Here is a 16054-nt window from a genome sequence, read left to right on the forward strand (position 1 = left end):
AGGCCGCACGGGCCCCTCCCTGCACCCTCCCCATCCTTGGCCGACGCTTTTGTCTTCTGACGTTGAGGTGTTATCTAAATGAGAGCTTTGGGCTCGCTTTTGTTGTCGAGATGCTTGTAATTGTTGTTATGGAATTTTTTTGATAGACGAAGTAGTAAACGTGGGGCGGAGCGCCAATATAAAAAAAGACCCGCAGAGGTCTGCGGGTCAAAATCGTTGGGTCAAAAAGAAGATTACTTCTTGGCGGCCGGCTTCTTTGCGGCAGCCGGCTTCTTAGCAGCGGTCGGCTTCTTAGCAGCGGCTGGCTTCTTAGCAGCGGCCGGCTTCTTAGCAGCAGTCGGCTTCTTAGCGGCAGCGGGCTTCTTAGCAGCAGCGGGCTTCTTAGCAGCGGCCGGCTTCTTAGCAGCAGTCGGCTTCTTAGCGGCAGCGGGCTTCTTAGCAGCGGCCGGCTTCTTAGCGGCGGCGGGCTTCTTAGCAGCAGCGGGCTTCTTAGCAGCGGCCGGCTTCTTAGCAGCAGCGGGCTTCTTAGCAGCGGCGGGTTTCTTTGCAACAGTTTTTGTAGCCATTTTTTTTCTTCCTTTTTTGTTATTTATTTGTTGATACCTGAAAAATAACTTCTTTTTCACAAATAATCAACACATAATTTAAAAAAAAGTGATTTTTTTTTGAAAAAATTTTGTTATAGAAATCGCTTGATAGAAAAATGTTATCGTTAACTATTTTGAGTAAAATAAAATCGACCTCGCAAGAGATCGATTGTTGAAAAGAAAGTGTTTAATTTGTTTGAAATTTTGAATGTAACTAAGGCTCAACTACATTCTTGCCTTGACACTTTCGATGTATTTCTTAACTCCTTGAACACCAACGGAATACATGTCTGCGAACTTTGTCGCGAACGGTGGAATCTTGTTCGGGTGCATGCCAAGGGCATCGTGCATCACGAGAACATGACCGTCTGTGAACTTGCCACCACCAATGCCAATTGTCGGAATGCTGAGTTCGTCGGTGATTTTTTTGCCGAGTTCTTCGGGAATGTGCTCGAGAACGGTTTCGAAGCAAAGTCCTTCAACAAACTTGGCCGCTTCTTCAATGGCGCGAGCTTCTTCTTCGGTGCGGCCTTTCTGCTTGAAGTTTTCTGCGGTCTGCGGTAAAAGTCCAAGATGCCCGCAGACGGGAATTCCTTTTTCGTGCAAGAACTCGAGAACGCCAGCGGGTGTGCCTTCAATTTTTACGCTAGAGGCTCCCACATCCATGAGACGGCGGGCGTTGTCGTAAGCGGTTTGCGGATCTTTGTCGCTCAAGTAGGGCATGTCGGCGACTACGTGAGTGTTTGGGGCGCCACGGCAGACGGCTGCTGTGAAGATGAGCATTTCGGTCATGCCGATTTCACGCGTGCTCTTGTAACCGAGCATTGTGTTTGCAAGGCTATCGCCTACGAGAATCTGGTCAATTCCGGCGGCTTCTGCAATGTTTGCGAAAGCGAAGTCGTAGGCGGTGATCATGGAAATCATTTCGTGCTTGGATTTTTTTGCTTTGATATCTTCTGGTGTTAACATGATGACCTCTTCACATTTTTACATTTTCCGAAAATATAAAAAATGTGTTTGATTATGGCTTGCTTTTGTAAATGCTCTTTTTGAATTGTAAAAATACTTCATGCGGGCGGGGCCCCAGCTCGGAGTTGCGAAGGCCGCACGGGCCTCTCCCTGCACCCTCCCCATCCTTGGCCGACGCTTTTGTCTTATGACGATGTTGTTTTATCAAAATGAGGGCTTATGTCTCGCTTTTGTTGTCGAGATGCTTGTAATTGTTGTTGTAGAATTTTTTTGATAGACTGAATAGTAAACGGAGGGCGGACTGCCAAAGGATATTATTGTTACAAAGGGGTTTGCTGGAATAGAATAAAAAAGTACTTCATGCGGGCGGGGCCCCAGCTTAGAGTTGACGCCTACGGCGTCAGCGGCTTCACTCGGTTATGCAGGTCTGCAAGCAGCCCGTCGCAACACTCGTTTTGCACGCTACTGCGAAGCGTTGACGGAATTCAGTGCTTGAATCAATGATAATTAAACAATTTTCTTGTTTCGTTTAGGAATTTTATGGAGTGGATTTCTTTCAGAAATCCGATGTGGTGGCGCAGGTAGGTGAGGAGCGCATTTTCCGTAAATTCCGGATGCTCAATTTGTTGCCCGCGGTGAAGTGCCCAAAGACCGTTTAGCGTTTCCGCTTTTGCACGGGGCGTGTCGACACCGAGACAATGCTCGCAAACGAATCCGCCAGTTTCGGGGAAAAAGTCTGCGGCGGGCTTGTCGAGCGTTTTACCGCAACGACTGCAAGTTTCAAGATCGAGATTGTAGCCCCACATGTCGCAAGTGTCCAAGAGCCATTGCGCGAAAATATTTGATTTGTGGGCGGACGTCGCGGAATTTGTCGAAGGCGATTCAGCCGATGTCGCGGCAATGGATGCGCTTGCGGAACTGCCGCATGTTTCGTTGAATTCGCGGAGCGATTGTTCCAGCCGTTCGAATTCTTCTTGGAGGGGGACCCCTTGCGGGGCGTAGCGCAAAATCATCTCGGTGATGACCTGCGCTTTCGCGAGACTCAACAAATCGTTTCGCAAGTCCTTGTGCCAATCGAGAAGCGTCGCTTCCTTGATGAACTGCAATTCGGTATTCGGATTTTGCCGAAAGACAACTTCGCTCAACGAGAGCGGATCCAAAGCCCCGCGGAACGGGGATTCCTTTTTCTTGCCGCCCTTGACGATGAACGAAACAATCCCGCATTCTTCCGTCAGGACTTTAACGATAAAGCTAGAGTCGCTGTACGGAAAGCGATGCAGGACAATGGCACGAGTTTTGATCATAGGTTCGCGGCTTTTATGCCGTGATTATTTTGCCGGGAACGGAGGCCAACCCATTTCCTGTCCGCCGACGACGTGTAGGTGGATGTGGAACACGGTTTGACCGGCATCAGCCTTGCAGTTGAACACAAAGCGGGCCCCGCCTTCTTCGAGACCGAGGTCCTTCGCGATAAGCTGTGCGCGGTAGAGCATCTTGCCCACGAGTTCGCAATCTTCCGGTTTCATGTCCATGATGGTTGCAATGTGGCGCTTCGGCACGACCAAAAAGTGTACCGGTGCCTGCGGGGCGATGTCGTAGAAGGCGAACACATCGTCGTCTTCGTAGATTTTCTTGGAAGGGATTTCACCCTTGATGATTTTGCAGAAAAGGCAGTTTTCACTCATAGTATTATAATAGTAGTAAAAGAGGGTTAAGAATTTTCGCGTTGTTTTAAGATTTCTTCGACTTTGCGGTTCACTAAGTCATCGAATCGTTTGATTTGCAATAAGCGTCCGTTTTCTATGATGGCTTTCATGATTTTTATGTATAGGGCGCAAATCATAGAGGCCAATATAATTAGGACGATTCTTCCGGGGAGGTATATAACCGTTATAAAAGTGGACATTATGAGAAAAGAAAGGACCAGGGTGGCGGTGAATGTCCATTCCGGTAAAGCTGCTGGCTTAAGGCCGTGATTCTCGAGAATCGCGTTTTGCTTATGGAACAGGTCCTTGAAAATAAATGCATCAATGAAAGGCCCTATCACGCAACCGAGTAAAACTGCTTTTGTCGGAGTGAGCTCGGTGGAGGTGAATTGGTTCTGTTCTTTTACGGCGTAGTAAATCCATATACTGAACTTGTAGATGTATACAAGAAGGATTATGGAATAGACTGCTATAAAGAATAGAGATATGCAAAGAGCAATGGATTCCGTAGTTGTCATTGAGCCTTTTGTGTAGCTTGTGAATATCTGGATTAAAACTTCAATAGAAATCCAGGCAAGTATTGTGAACACCAGGGATACGAAAGTCCATATAATGGCGCTTTTGCCACGTAGGGCGTTCGCAGGCTCGTTTAGGAAGAATTCACTTTGCTGCGTGTTATTGTTGCAAATCATAAAAACCTCTCATGAACAATTTAGAAATAAAAGGTACATTCAGAGTACAACATTATCGTTATTGTTTGTTCGATTTTCGTATCTTTAAACTGAAATGTCTTTTATGGGTAAAATGTTGACGGTGGTTTTTGCGCGGGTGGCTTACTCTGTGCTTAAACTTGCTGGCTGGAAAAAGAAAACGGTGCTTGCAAATGTAAAGCACGTGACCGGTGCATTTCCGTCGGGTGCCCTAAATTACGATACCCTTTTAAAGAATTTGACTAAACATGTTGGCGAACTGTTGTTTTGCTTTGGAACGTTCAAAAAATTGCCGCATGATGTTTCTGCTTACCCGTGTCGCGTGGACGGCTGGAATTTTTCGCTTGACGAATCTGCCATTCCTGTGCTTGAAAAAATGCGCAATGGTGGAATTTTTTTGACCGCGCACTATGGCAACTACGAGGCGATGGGACCGTGGCTTTGCCGCCTTGGAATCCCGCTAGTGGCAAGCTACATTCCCGTGAAACCGAAGTGGCTCAACAACATTCTCGAACGGAAAATCCGTGCGGTAGATGGTCGGAGTTATTCTGTGGACGCTCGGACGCCTCGCGACTTTTTGCGGATTTTAAACGAAGGCAATCTTTTCTGCCTGCTTGATGATCAGGACTCTCGTATTCCGAGCGCCATTGAAGGAACTTTGCTGGGGCAACCGGTAAATGTGAATCCGCTGCCGGACTTTTTGCTAGAACATCGTCCGCAGACTCCTATATTTATTTGCTGGATGGATGAGGTCGGCGCATCTTCGGAAAAGGTCCGCGTACTTCATGCGATAGAGGTTGCATCTCCGGCGCATTCTTCACCGAGCGTTGTCAACGTGCAATTCAACAAGTGGCTTGAACAGCGCATCCTCGAAAATCCGAATCTTTGGTACAGTTTCACACACCGTCGCTTTTACAGCCGTTCGCCAGAAATCTACGGAGAGTAATATGACTTGGACTCCACATAAAAAGAAACCGTTGCTTGTCAGATTTTTAGATTCGCTGAACGAACCGGATGAATGGCCCGCTTGGGTACAGTTCTTTTTGCTGCCCAAGCCGCTTGGTCGCGAGAACTTTTTTGCGGTGCGTGTTGTTCTGCTTATTGCCATGGCGTTCTTTACGTTGCAGGCGTTTTTCGGCGGTTATGAATCCTGGATTGCGCAATTCCTGCACAACTTGAACTTGCCTGTTCACGAAACCGGTCACATTGTTTTTAGAATTTTCGGGAGTGAAGTGATTACATCTTTGGGCGGTTCTCTGTTCCAGACCATCATGCCGCTAGTATTCTGCCTTGCGCTGTGGATTAAACCGCGTGACTTGTTTGGTGCATCGATTGCGCTTTGGTGGGCGTTCGAAAACTTGATTGACGTGGCCCCTTACATCGAAGACGCTCTCCCCATGAAACTTACGCTCATCAGCGGTGGCACCGGCGCCGAAGCCCCTTACGGATTCCACGATTGGAATTTTATCTTGTCCGAAACGGGCTTGCTTTTAAAATGCGATGCCATTGCGTCTGTCGTTTATGCGATTGGTTATATAGGAATGTCGCTTTGCGTTTTGTGGGGCGCTTGGAACCTGCTCTATTACTTTATTTACCAGCGGAAAACAGATACGCTTATATAAGATTTGTTTCGACGAGGAATCGGTAAAAACAGAGGACTGCAACCCCTAAAATGAATACCGTCACAATCACGAATTGCACAGGGTGCTCGTGAAAATCGTAATCCGCCTTGCCATAAGAAAAATTGCCACGCACAATGGCACTGATGAAAAAAGCAAAGAATAAAATGGCAAGTAAAAGAGACATTGGTGAAAAAATAGAAAAATCACCGTAAATTGATGTTTTTTTTGACCCTTTTAAATGCGAAAATAAAAAAAATAAAGGTATATTGATTTATATCTATCAGGGGACATTTTGTCAAGGTATTCATTATGAACACATCTAATCTTGCAAGAGTTAGGAGCATTGCGGTTCTTGTACTGGCGGCGGTACTGCTTGAAGCGACTACTGCTTTCCAGTATATATCTACGCGACGTGCAATTACGGCTCAGATTAAGGAAATGGCCCAGCAAGATTTGACGTCTGCTAACCGTACTTTTGAAATCAAGGAAATTACGGAGGCTGTCATTGCGGGTGCGTTACCGGAGGTCGAACGATTAGCGACTCTTGGTCAAAATGATTCTTTGCACAAAGTCTTGCAGCATTTGATAGCGGTTACTCCGGAAATTGTTGGAATTGATTTTGCTTATCGCGTGGGGGATGATGGCGTTCGCAACGGGTACTTTACTTTTAGGGATGATAAAACAAATGAAATTAAAGATACGGTTATAGGATTCGATTATACAGAGCGCACTTGGTATCGCGAAGGGTTGCAGGGAAATGGCTTTTGGAGTGAACCCTACATGAGCCGTTATTATGTGGCGCTTATGTCGACTTTCTCGCGCCCGGTGCGTGACAACCACGGCAAGACAATTGCCGTTATTGGTGCTGATCTTCCGATGCGTAATCTTTCTGCGATGGCTGTGCAGTTGTACAACAACCAGCAGCGTTCTCTGTTTATGGTTATCGTTTTGCAAGTCCTTGGAATACTTGTTCTCGGTTTTATTATATATCGCAGTATTGTCAGTGTCCGTAAACTGAACAAGGTTAGCGCCGAAAAAGACCTGATGAATAGGGAACTTGGCATTGCTAATAGAATCCAGACTGCGATGTTACCGCCTCCGATGCCTGCAAACGATTTCGTGGATATCGTCGGCAGTCAGGTCCCCGCAAAGCAAGTGGGTGGCGATTTTTATGATTATTTTATCCGTGACGGAAAGCTATTCTTTAATATTGGCGATGTTTGCGGTAAGGGAATTCCAGCTGCACTTATTATGTCGATGACGCAGGCCGTGTTCCGTACGGTTGCTTCTAAGGAAGATAATCCTGCGCAAATTGTTCACGACATGAATGTGATGGCTAGTCGAGGGAATACGACCGGCATGTTTGCTACGCTGTTTGTTGGCGTGCTCGACTTGGCAACAGGGCGTTTACGTTATAGCAATGCGGGCCACGAAAAGCCTATTATCGTGACGGGGCGAAAAATGCGCTATCTCGATGTTGTTGCCAATATTCCCATAGGTGTTGACGAAGATAAAGAATTTAATTCGCAGGAATCGGACATTGACACCGATGATATCATTTTACTTTATACCGATGGCCTTACCGAGGCTATGAACGCGGGCGAGGAACTGTTTGGCTTGAAACGGGTTGAAAATACGGTAAGCGGAGAAGGTGATGGTGCCGAGAACCGCGATTTACCATCGTTCGATAAGTCACAACAATTACTTGATACGATGTCTCGGGCTGTGTCTGGGTTTGTGAATGGTGCCGAACAAAGCGACGACCTCACGATGCTGGTGATAAAGTTTGTAAAAAAGCAGATAAATTAATTAATTCGATTATAACATTCCTGCATAGATGTATTTATTTCTTTACGTTTCTGCGGGCACGAAATATAAAATCTGATGTTGTGCAAGGCTCAACGGATTTTTCGTGCAAACAGGCCTGTTAGAGGGAATAGAATCTATATTACAATAAAATACAGGAGTGTTCGATGCAAATCAAAAAGTTACCAGTGATAGCTGTTTCTGCAGTTTTGAGCTTTGTGGCTTGTTCTGATGTTTCCAATCCAATGGAGGCGGCCGGCAATGGATATGGTGGCGGCGTTTCCAGTTCTAGCAATGATTTTCTAGGCTTTGATTTATCAAGCTCTAGTGCATTATTTCCTGGTAATGAACTTTCTAGTTCAAGTCTCGTTATTCCGGGCAACGAATTTTCTAGTTCTAGCGCCGTGAATCCTGGTAATAGACTGTCGAGCTCTAGCGTTTTTATCCCCGGTAACCATTCAAGTTCCAGCGTGGTAATTCCAAGCTTTGGAAAGTCCAGTTCTAGCATTTCTAAGCCAAATAACGGAACTTCTAGTTCCAGTGCGTTCAATCCCGGCAATAGCGGTTCTGGCGATGACGAAAACGATAATGAAGATGCTCGTACCTTGAACGGCACGCAGATTCTTTTGAAAGTGTCGGGCACTACGGCAACAGTTGAAAACAACAATGGTTGCGTCGAAGTGGCTGACAAGAGTGCGACAATTACTTGCCCGGGCGCCTACTACGTGACCGGCGAATCCTCCGATTTCCAGGTTGTGGTGAATACTCCGGGTGCCGACAAAGAAGGCAATACCGGCATTTACCTCCACAATGCAACCTTGAAAAGCTCCAATTCCCCGATTCTTGTGAAGAATGCCGACAAGGCTGTTATTCATTTGGTCAAGGGTACGACTAACGTAATAGAAGATGGTAAGGGAAACCACGTATTTACTACAGTCAACGGTAAGCAAGATACCGCAAAGGCGGCCATCTATTCCAAGGATGACATGAATATCAAGGGTGCTGGCAAGTTGACGGTTACGGCAAACTTCAAGAACGGTATCCAATCCAGCAACGATCTTAAAATCAAGAACGGTGACATTACCGTGGTTGCAAGCGATGACGGTATCAAGGGCAAGGGCAGTCTCGAAATTTCGGGCGGTACCTTGAACATTACCGCCAAGGCAGGCGATGGTCTCGAAAGTGATGAATGCATCGAGAATAATGGCGCTTTCAAGGATACTGTTGCAGGCAAGGGCTATGTCGAGATTTCTGGTGGCAACATCACCATCAAGGGGCATAAGAGCGGCATCAAGGCGGCCAACTACATTCTCGTGAGCGATTCCACCGAAGCATCGACAATCAAGATTGAATCCCCAAACAAGGGCATCTCTGCCGAAAAGTACATCTATGTCAACGGTGGTACCATCGACGTGAAATCAGATTCTTCGGCGATTCGTACCAACTGGCAGGTTTACATGAACGGCGGTGACGTGACCATTTCGACAAAGAAGAAGGGCATTCACGCAGATTCCGCCCTGTACTTGAAAGGTTCCACGATTAACGTTGTTACATCTCTCGAAGCTATCGAGGCTTACCAAATTTTTGCCGAGGGCGGCGTGACCTCCGTTTTTGCAACTAACGACGGCTGGAATGGTGGTGGTGGCCCCAAGAACCAGAATAGTTCCATGGCCATGTTCAGCGAGAGCAGCGGCTATATCACCATCAGCGGCGGCTACCATTACATCAGCGTGAAGGGCAACATGGTCGATGGGCTAGATGCTAATGGTACTGGAAAAATGACCGGCGGTGTGGTGATTGTTGAAATTACCGGCCAGAGCTACGAAAATGGTGGCGGCATGGGCGGCGGTATGGGCGGTGGCTTCAATTTCGGCGGTGGCTGGGGCTTCCCGGGCATGGGTGGTCAGCAAGGTGGAAGTGATTGCGGCGCCTACAACTTTGCTGGGGGTCTCATTGATACCGATGACGGATTTACAGTTAGCGGAGGCGTTCTCCTCGCGTTTGGCAACTACACGATGGATGTTCCCGGATGCACCGCTTTGACCTACAATAGTAGCAGCTACTATGGTTCCGACAAGGCTGCATTTAAGCCGACTTATCAAGGCAATTATATTCTTTATGGAGGCGAAGTAAAGTCCGTGGCTCAGGTGCAAACTGGCGGCATGAAGGAAATCAAGTTCCCCAACGGCTTAAGCTACATGTACAAATAGAGTTGTTTAGATAAAATCGATTGAATGTTTAATACGGGCTGCATCGTGCGATGCGGCCTGTTTTTTTGCAAAAAAATGTCGTTTGACTATTTAAATTCCGAGAGCCTTGATCCAATCGACATCCGGAGTCACTGTAAGTGTTTGTAGTCCGCAATTAGCTGCAGCAGCGGTGTTGACGGGGCTGTCGTCGAGGAATATCGTTTCGGCAGGGGAGGCTCCGAGTTCGCGAATGGCGGTATTGAATATCTCGGAGTTGGGCTTTTGCAAATGGAGTTCTTGGCTCAAGAAAATCTTGTCGAAAAAGTCTTCGAGGCGGTTCCCGTTTGCGTTGATCCAGTTCTTGCAGCAACATTCCCAGTGCAATTCGTTGGTGTTGCTCAATAGCGAAACGCTAGCAACGCCATCGGTTTTGCGTAAACGACGGAGCGCTTCTAGTTTGCGTTCTGCGACGTCCAAGCAAATGGAATTCCATGCATGCTCAATATCGATGGGCTTTGTTCCTGCGGAACATTTAGCCGCGACTTGCTTGCAAAAATCCTGTGTGCTGACCCAGCCGAGTTGGTAATTCTCCATGAGCTTGTTGATTTCTGCGCCTTGCTCAAGTTCTGCTGGCGGTAATCCTAGTGCGACAAAGCGTTCGTAAGCGTTTTGGATACGGATGTCCAAAAGGACTCCGCCCAAATCAAAAATGTAATTCTGGAGCTTGGATTTTTGCGTCATGGCTATAAATATAGAAAGCAGCGCTAAGGCTGCTTTTCTGTATTATGCTTCAGTTGCTTCGATTACTTCTGGTTCGTTTGGTACTTGCTGTTCAGTTTTTTCCTTTAACTGCAAGTAGAATTCGCAGCAGGCTGTTGACATGTAGGGAACCACCCAAATTAAAGCAATGCCCAGAGTGATAAGCGATAAAAGGAGCCATGGAATAAATCTCAGTTCGAGGATGAATAATTCCATGCGGTGTCCGTACATCATTTCTTTACTCTTCTTGATGGCTTCCAAAGGTGAATATTCGGGATGGTCAATGAGAATGTATAAAGACATTGAATAAGAGAACGCTCTCATGATGCCGGGGATAATCAAGAGAAAAGCCCAGAGCACAACGAATATGCTCATTAAAAGCTGCGTGCAGAACGCATTGACGGCGTAAATGAAACCATGAGTAAAACCGCTAAATATGCGCTTGTAATATAAAGGTCTGTTACAGACAATGTCATAATAGAATGCGAGAATACCAATGTCCAAAACCCATGTTAAAGCCCATTCTATAGGTCCCCAAATGCCGTTGTATAAAGCTTGGCCTACGGTACCATCTTCGAAGAATAAAGACGGAAGATCAAGTGCGATTGAGATGATGAAGAATAATAGGAATCCGAGGCAAGCTTGTGTCCACTTGCCACTTAATTTCTTCCATGCGGTCTGTTTGATTTGTTCGGTATCAAGAGCGTTCATATTGTCTCCATCTTATAAAAAGTTTTTGTATGTATAAATATATAATTTAATTGGATTGTTCTTTTAGAGTAAGTTGCGAAATTGTTGCTGCAACGGTCGAAACGCCTCCGATGAACGCGGCGATAAACGCTCCGCAGAACAGGTAAAGCGGTAATGAATAGATTGCACCATTCGTAAAAGCAAAGAATTTTAGTTTGTGAGTTTCTTGACGGCTTTCTTTGGGTGATAAACGCCAACGTTCGTAGGTGTAGTCCATGAAACCGTATCCGAAATAGTACGCGTTGATAATGAAAATCAAGATAATAGAGGCTACGCTTCCGACAACGGGTATAAAATTCAGCAGAAGGCAAAGTACGGTGAGCAAAAGTTGCTTTGCTGTATTGCGAATGGCGATGCGGATGGCTCGCCAGATGTCGCGAATAGTTTGTTTCATGTCAAAGGGAAATTCTTTCCCGGTCAGAATCGTTTCGGTCTTTTCCGAAAGGAACGTGTAAATAGGCGACATCAATATGTTGACAATCGTTCCGCCGATAAAGATAAACAGCGCAAAGAAAATAATCGGTAGAATAATCTTGATGGCTATCATGCCTGCGTGAATCCAACCGTTCATGTTTTCAACGCTGCGCTCGATGATGCCGTTGATCCAGTCGCCAATGCCCATGCCCGAAAATACAAGAGCCACAACGACGATAATGTTCAAAAGAACCGGAATCAGCAAATATCTAACGAGATTGTTTGCCCAAATAAGGCGTAATGCCTTGGTGTAAGAGGTAAGGCCGAGCTTGAACTGGCTTGATTTTGAAAGAACTGTTTTTTGCATTGTGAAATAATAATAAAAAAGAAAAAGGCGGTATGCATGACCGCCTTTTGAAGTTTAGGTGTGGTTTATGATTGATATTGAAACTTTTTTAATTGATGACTACGCTTTTCATGGAGCTTCCTTGCTTGACCATGTAAACGCCTGCATTGTGAACCTTGTTCTTAATAGCTTTGCTTAAGTTCATGCTTTGCGTGGTACTGATGGTTCCAAGGAATTGACCCTGCATGTCGAATATTTTCAAATTTTGTTCGTTAAATGCTTTTAACTTCGGTGCATGCAATGCTGTGCTTGCTTCGCCGGTGTAGACTTTAGCGTAGGCGAAATCGATAGTGCCAGAAGCGTTCCCGTTTTCGGGATATTGGCCTGCTTCGCCAAGGACCTTCGCTTCGTACATGGAATTGCCGAGTTCAAGGCCTAAGCTCTTCCAACCGTCAAAGTGGGCTGTGATGTCGATGGTTCCGCAAGAACGCTTGCTCTTGCGCACACTGAAATATTGCGTGAACGGAGTGTTGTCGCCTTCGATGGAACCGCGTTGGACCTTGTCGACATAGACTTCATAGGTGGCTCCGTCTACGTTAATGGAACCGCGCAGACCACAATCGTCGCAACCTTCGGTGGATTTGCCAATCCAGTTCGGGCGATACGGACTCCAGTTGTCGACGATGTACCATTCGATGAGCGGGTCTTGCGACCAGCCGTAAACGCCGATGTAGGAGTAGGTCACGTTGGAATAACTTGAAAATTTGGGATCGGTCAGCTTGAAGTCAGCGTAAAGGTGTCCGAGGTCGGTGTACTTGAGCCCGCTGTTCATGCCGTAGCGGATGCCTTCGCGGCAGAGGTAATCGTTCACGTTGTTGAATTCGCAGGAGAAAGAGCCGTCGGTGTAGAACGTGGCGGAATTGTTTCCGATATCGGCCCAAAGCTCGTAACTGTAGTTGCCGATGTCGTTAATGTCGTTGGAGGTGACGACCGTGCTTTCACCGCTGTGAGTTGCTGTGTTGCAAAAATCCTGGGAATAGGCTTCTGTGGCAAACGCAACGGCAAGACTCAAAACGAAAAATCTTGAATTGAGCTTTTTCATAAAACATCCCTTTTTTATACTCCAAAGGTAACTTTTAATGGGGTGGTTGGGATACCATTAGTGAACTAGAATTTTAAAAGTGTTGCATGTGTTTTGATGCGTCTCGGCCGCTTTTCTGCTGTTTCCGGACGGCTTTTTTGAGCCTTGCCCCCATGTGTCGAAAATTTGACACTTTCTTTTGCTATATTCAACAGACCCCCGAACGGGGTGTCTGGCAGCGGTGGTTGCCAGGCGTGTATCACGAGGGCCGTGCGGGCTGTGCTATCCAATCAAGGGTGTATGGCTCGGTGGACCCCAAATCCGGAAACGGAATCTACAAGTAGGAATCTCAAATGGATTTTTCTGCGATTATTGCTGAAGAGCTGAATCTTGAAGTGTGGCGCGTATCTAAGGCGCTCGAACTTATGGACCAGGGGGGCACGATCCCCTTTATCGCCCGTTACCGTAAGGACCAGACGGGTACTTTGAACGAAATTGAACTCCGCGACATTAGCCACCGTCGCGACTACCTCCAGGAACTTGTGGACCGCAAGGAAACGATCCTCAAGAGCATCGAGGAACAGGGCAAGCTCACGCCGGAACTCAAGGCTCAGATCGAAGCTTGCAAGGACAAGACTCTTCTCGAAGATATTTACGCTCCGTTCAAGCCGAAGAAGCGTACTCGCGCAACTATCGCAAAGGAACTTGGCTTGGAACCGCTCGCTCGCTTGATGTGGGCTCAGGAAAATACCGGAAACACGGCCGAAGAAATCGCACGCATTTATTTGTCCGAAGAAAAGGGCCTTGCAGACCCGCGTGCAGCCCTCAAGGGTGCTGCAGACATCCTCGCCGAAGAAGTTGCAGACAACGCAGAATTCCGTCAGTATCTCCGCAATAAGGTCGAAAAGACTGGCGTCATGGTTTCCAAGGTCAAGAAGGATTTCGAAAAGCAAGAAACCAAGTTCAAGGATTACTACGACTTTAGCGAACCGGTCGGCAAGATTCCGAGCCATCGTATGCTCGCTCTCCGTCGTGGCGAAAAGGAAAAGGTGCTCCGCCTCTCCATCGAAGTCCCGAACGAAGAAATGATCGGTTATCTCCAGAATCAGGTCATCAAGCACGACTCTGTCTGGAAGCCGTACCTCGAAGATATGTGCAAGGACGCTTGGGAACGCTTGCTCCAGCCGAGCATGGAAAGCGAAGTGCGCCTCCTCCTCAAGGACGCCGCCGAAGAAGAAGCTTTCAAGGTGTTCTCCAAGAACCTCCAGGATGTTTTGCTCGCCGCTCCGGCAGGCCACAAGGCTGTGCTCGCTCTTGACCCGGGTTTCCGTACGGGTTGCAAGGTCGCTGTGCTCGACAAGAACGGCAAGTTCATGGATCATGGCATCATCAAGCCGCATGAACCGTGGAACGACAAGGCCGGTGCCGCAGTTTATCTGATGAGCCTCATCGACAAGTATCAGATTGACCTCATCGCTATCGGTAACGGTACGGCTAGCCGCGAAACGGACGCTTTCTGTGGTGAAATGGCTCTCAAGTTCAAGGGCAAGGTTCCGCCGCGCGTTATCGTCTCCGAAGCCGGTGCATCTGTCTATAGCGCAAGCATGATCGCTATCGCCGAATTCCCGAAGGAAGACGTGACGACTCGTGGCGCTATTTCCATTGGCCGCCGTTTGCAGGACCCGCTCGCTGAACTTGTCAAGGTTGATCCGCAGTCCATTGGCGTGGGTCAGTACCAGCATGACGTGAACCAGCGCGAACTCAAGAAGCGCTTGGACGAAGTTGTGGAAAGCTGCGTGAACATGGTCGGTGTCGACGTGAACAGCGCTTCTGCTCCGCTCCTCTCTCACGTGGCAGGCCTCAGCAACACGCTTTCTGAAGCTATTGTGAAGTACCGCGAAGAAAACGGTGCGTATGCAAGCCGTGAAGATTTGAAGAAGGTCAAGGGCTTTGGCCCGAAGGCTTTCGAACAGGCCGCAGGCTTTATGCGTATTCCGGGTGCCGAAAACCCGCTCGACGATTCCGCTGTGCATCCTGAAAACTACGCTCTCGTCGAAAAGATGGCTGAAAAGGTCGGCGTTCCGGTCAAGGAAATGGTCGGCAATGCTGAAGCAGTGAAGGGCATCAAGCTTGATGAATTCCTCTCCGACGAAGTCGGTCGTGCTACTTTGGAAGATATCCTCAAGGAACTCCAGAAGCCGAGCCGCGACCCGCGTAAGGAATTCCGTTATGCTAAGTTCGATGACCGCATCAAGACCATCAACGACCTCGTGACGGGCAGCTGGATGGAAGGTGTGGTGACCAACGTTGCTAACTTCGGTGCGTTTGTCGATATCGGCGTTCATCAGGATGGTCTCGTTCACATTTCCGAAATCAGCGACAAGTATGTGACGGACGCCAAGGACGTGCTCACGGTGGGTGACGTGGTGAAGGTTCGCGTGGTTGCAGTCGATGCCAACCAGAAGCGCATCAGCCTTTCCATGAAGCAGGAACAGACCGACGGTGTCGCCGGTGCTGGCGTGAGCGGTCCTCGCGGTCAGCGCGTAGGTGGCCCGCGTGGCGTTGGTCATCGTGACGACCGTGGTGCTCGCCCGCAGGGTGGCATCCAGGGTCATGCAACGATTGCCGACCTTAAGAACAAGATTGCCGGTAAGGAACGCCCGGGTTTTGCTCCGAAGAAGCCGCAAGCCGCTCAGCCCGCCAAGCTCAACTCCCTCCTCAAGAACCTGAAAAAAGGCTTCTAGCCGAGAGTCGCGGCAAATGTGCTTGCACAATTTGCCATGACCGAGGCGTACTTTTTGCGCTACGTAAGTAGCGCAACAAAGGTTTTTAAGATTTGACAGCGCAGGCGAGCTTGCACGTCTGCATTGGCAAATCGCCGAGCCTTGCACAACGAAGTTGTGCAACGGTTTCTAGCCGAGAGTCGCGGCAACCGGGCTTGCTCGAGTTGACATGACCGAGGCGCGCCTTTTGCGCTACATAAGTAGCGCAACAAAGGCTTCTAAGATTTGACAGCGCAGACGTGCTTGCACGTCTGCATTGGCAAATCGCCGAGCCTTGCACAACGAAGTTGTGCGACGGTTTCTAGCCGGTAAAGATGTCACCCCGGCCTTTG

At 47.9% G+C, this 16054-nt stretch carries 15 protein-coding genes; 5 read left to right on the forward strand and 10 right to left on the reverse strand.

What is annotated here, in order from left to right:
* Positions 1–233: 233 nt before the first annotated feature.
* The 5 genes from BUQ91_RS01485 to BUQ91_RS01505 all read right to left on the reverse strand — a co-directional run bounded on the left by BUQ91_RS01485 (position 234) and on the right by BUQ91_RS01505 (position 3954).
* Complete coding sequence (locus tag BUQ91_RS01485; RefSeq protein ID WP_074207887.1) at positions 234–566, reverse strand: histone H1; 333 nt, start codon at positions 564–566, stop codon at positions 234–236.
* 246 nt (positions 567–812) lie between these two features.
* Positions 813–1556, reverse strand: a complete 744-nt coding sequence (gene panB / locus BUQ91_RS01490; RefSeq protein ID WP_072827498.1) for a 3-methyl-2-oxobutanoate hydroxymethyltransferase — start codon at positions 1554–1556, stop codon at positions 813–815.
* Between the two features lie 497 nt (positions 1557–2053).
* Positions 2054–2860 carry a DNA repair protein RecO gene (gene recO / locus BUQ91_RS01495; RefSeq protein WP_074207888.1) on the reverse strand — a complete coding sequence of 269 codons (807 nt, stop codon included), beginning with the start codon at positions 2858–2860 and terminating at the stop codon, positions 2054–2056.
* 24 nt (positions 2861–2884) lie between these two features.
* Positions 2885–3241: a histidine triad nucleotide-binding protein gene (locus BUQ91_RS01500; protein ID WP_072827496.1), complete on the reverse strand. Its 357-nt coding sequence runs from the start codon at positions 3239–3241 to the stop codon at positions 2885–2887.
* Between the two features lie 26 nt (positions 3242–3267).
* The gene (locus BUQ91_RS01505) at positions 3268–3954 is read right to left on the reverse strand and encodes a hypothetical protein (protein ID WP_074207889.1); all 687 of its coding nucleotides are present in this window, start codon (positions 3952–3954) and stop codon (positions 3268–3270) included.
* A 103-nt stretch (positions 3955–4057) separates the two neighbouring features.
* Between BUQ91_RS01505 and BUQ91_RS01510 the strand changes: the two genes are divergently transcribed.
* Both BUQ91_RS01510 and BUQ91_RS01515 read left to right on the forward strand, forming a co-directional pair.
* Positions 4058–4918, forward strand: a complete 861-nt coding sequence (locus BUQ91_RS01510) for a lysophospholipid acyltransferase family protein (protein ID WP_254842201.1) — start codon at positions 4058–4060, stop codon at positions 4916–4918.
* Position 4919: 1 nt separating this feature from the next.
* Positions 4920–5594, forward strand: coding sequence for a hypothetical protein (locus tag BUQ91_RS01515; protein WP_074207891.1), 675 nt, complete (start codon positions 4920–4922; stop codon positions 5592–5594).
* Here the strand turns inward: BUQ91_RS01515 and BUQ91_RS01520 are convergent.
* Positions 5587–5778 (reverse strand): hypothetical protein, encoded by a 192-nt coding sequence (locus tag BUQ91_RS01520; RefSeq protein WP_072827492.1) that lies wholly within the window; start codon positions 5776–5778, stop codon positions 5587–5589. The two genes, BUQ91_RS01515 and BUQ91_RS01520, sit on opposite strands and share 8 nt — an antisense overlap.
* Before the next feature lie 125 nt (positions 5779–5903).
* Here BUQ91_RS01520 and BUQ91_RS01525 point away from each other — a divergent pair, with 125 nt between their 5' ends.
* Together BUQ91_RS01525 and BUQ91_RS15935 are read left to right on the forward strand one after the other, a co-directional pair.
* Entirely contained in the window at positions 5904–7403 is a 1500-nt protein-coding gene (locus tag BUQ91_RS01525) for a SpoIIE family protein phosphatase (protein ID WP_074207892.1), read from the forward strand.
* Positions 7404–7567: 164 nt separating this feature from the next.
* Positions 7568–9610 carry a carbohydrate-binding domain-containing protein gene (locus tag BUQ91_RS15935; protein WP_074207893.1) on the forward strand — a complete coding sequence of 681 codons (2043 nt, stop codon included), beginning with the start codon at positions 7568–7570 and terminating at the stop codon, positions 9608–9610.
* A gap of 90 nt (positions 9611–9700) precedes the next feature.
* Here the strand turns inward: BUQ91_RS15935 and BUQ91_RS01535 are convergent, their stop codons facing one another.
* The 4 genes from BUQ91_RS01535 to BUQ91_RS01550 all read right to left on the reverse strand — a co-directional run bounded on the left by BUQ91_RS01535 (position 9701) and on the right by BUQ91_RS01550 (position 12960).
* Positions 9701–10330: an HAD family hydrolase gene (locus tag BUQ91_RS01535; protein WP_074207894.1), complete on the reverse strand. Its 630-nt coding sequence runs from the start codon at positions 10328–10330 to the stop codon at positions 9701–9703.
* Positions 10331–10372: 42 nt separating this feature from the next.
* A complete protein-coding gene (locus tag BUQ91_RS01540; RefSeq protein WP_074207895.1) occupies positions 10373–11059 on the reverse strand; it encodes a DUF975 family protein in 687 nt (228 codons plus the stop codon).
* A 46-nt stretch (positions 11060–11105) separates the two neighbouring features.
* Positions 11106–11879: an EI24 domain-containing protein gene (locus tag BUQ91_RS01545; RefSeq protein ID WP_074207896.1), complete on the reverse strand. Its 774-nt coding sequence runs from the start codon at positions 11877–11879 to the stop codon at positions 11106–11108.
* An 88-nt stretch (positions 11880–11967) separates the two neighbouring features.
* Positions 11968–12960, reverse strand: a complete 993-nt coding sequence (locus BUQ91_RS01550) for a glycoside hydrolase family 11 protein (RefSeq protein ID WP_074207897.1) — start codon at positions 12958–12960, stop codon at positions 11968–11970.
* A 332-nt stretch (positions 12961–13292) separates the two neighbouring features.
* On the opposite strand from BUQ91_RS01550, the gene BUQ91_RS01555 reads away from it, so the two are divergent.
* Positions 13293–15683 carry a Tex family protein gene (locus BUQ91_RS01555; RefSeq protein ID WP_074207898.1) on the forward strand — a complete coding sequence of 797 codons (2391 nt, stop codon included), beginning with the start codon at positions 13293–13295 and terminating at the stop codon, positions 15681–15683.
* The last annotated feature ends 371 nt before the right edge of the window (positions 15684–16054 follow it).

This window comes from Fibrobacter sp. UWB11 (genome assembly GCF_900143015.1).
Taxonomy (GTDB): Bacteria; Fibrobacterota; Fibrobacteria; order Fibrobacterales; family Fibrobacteraceae; genus Fibrobacter.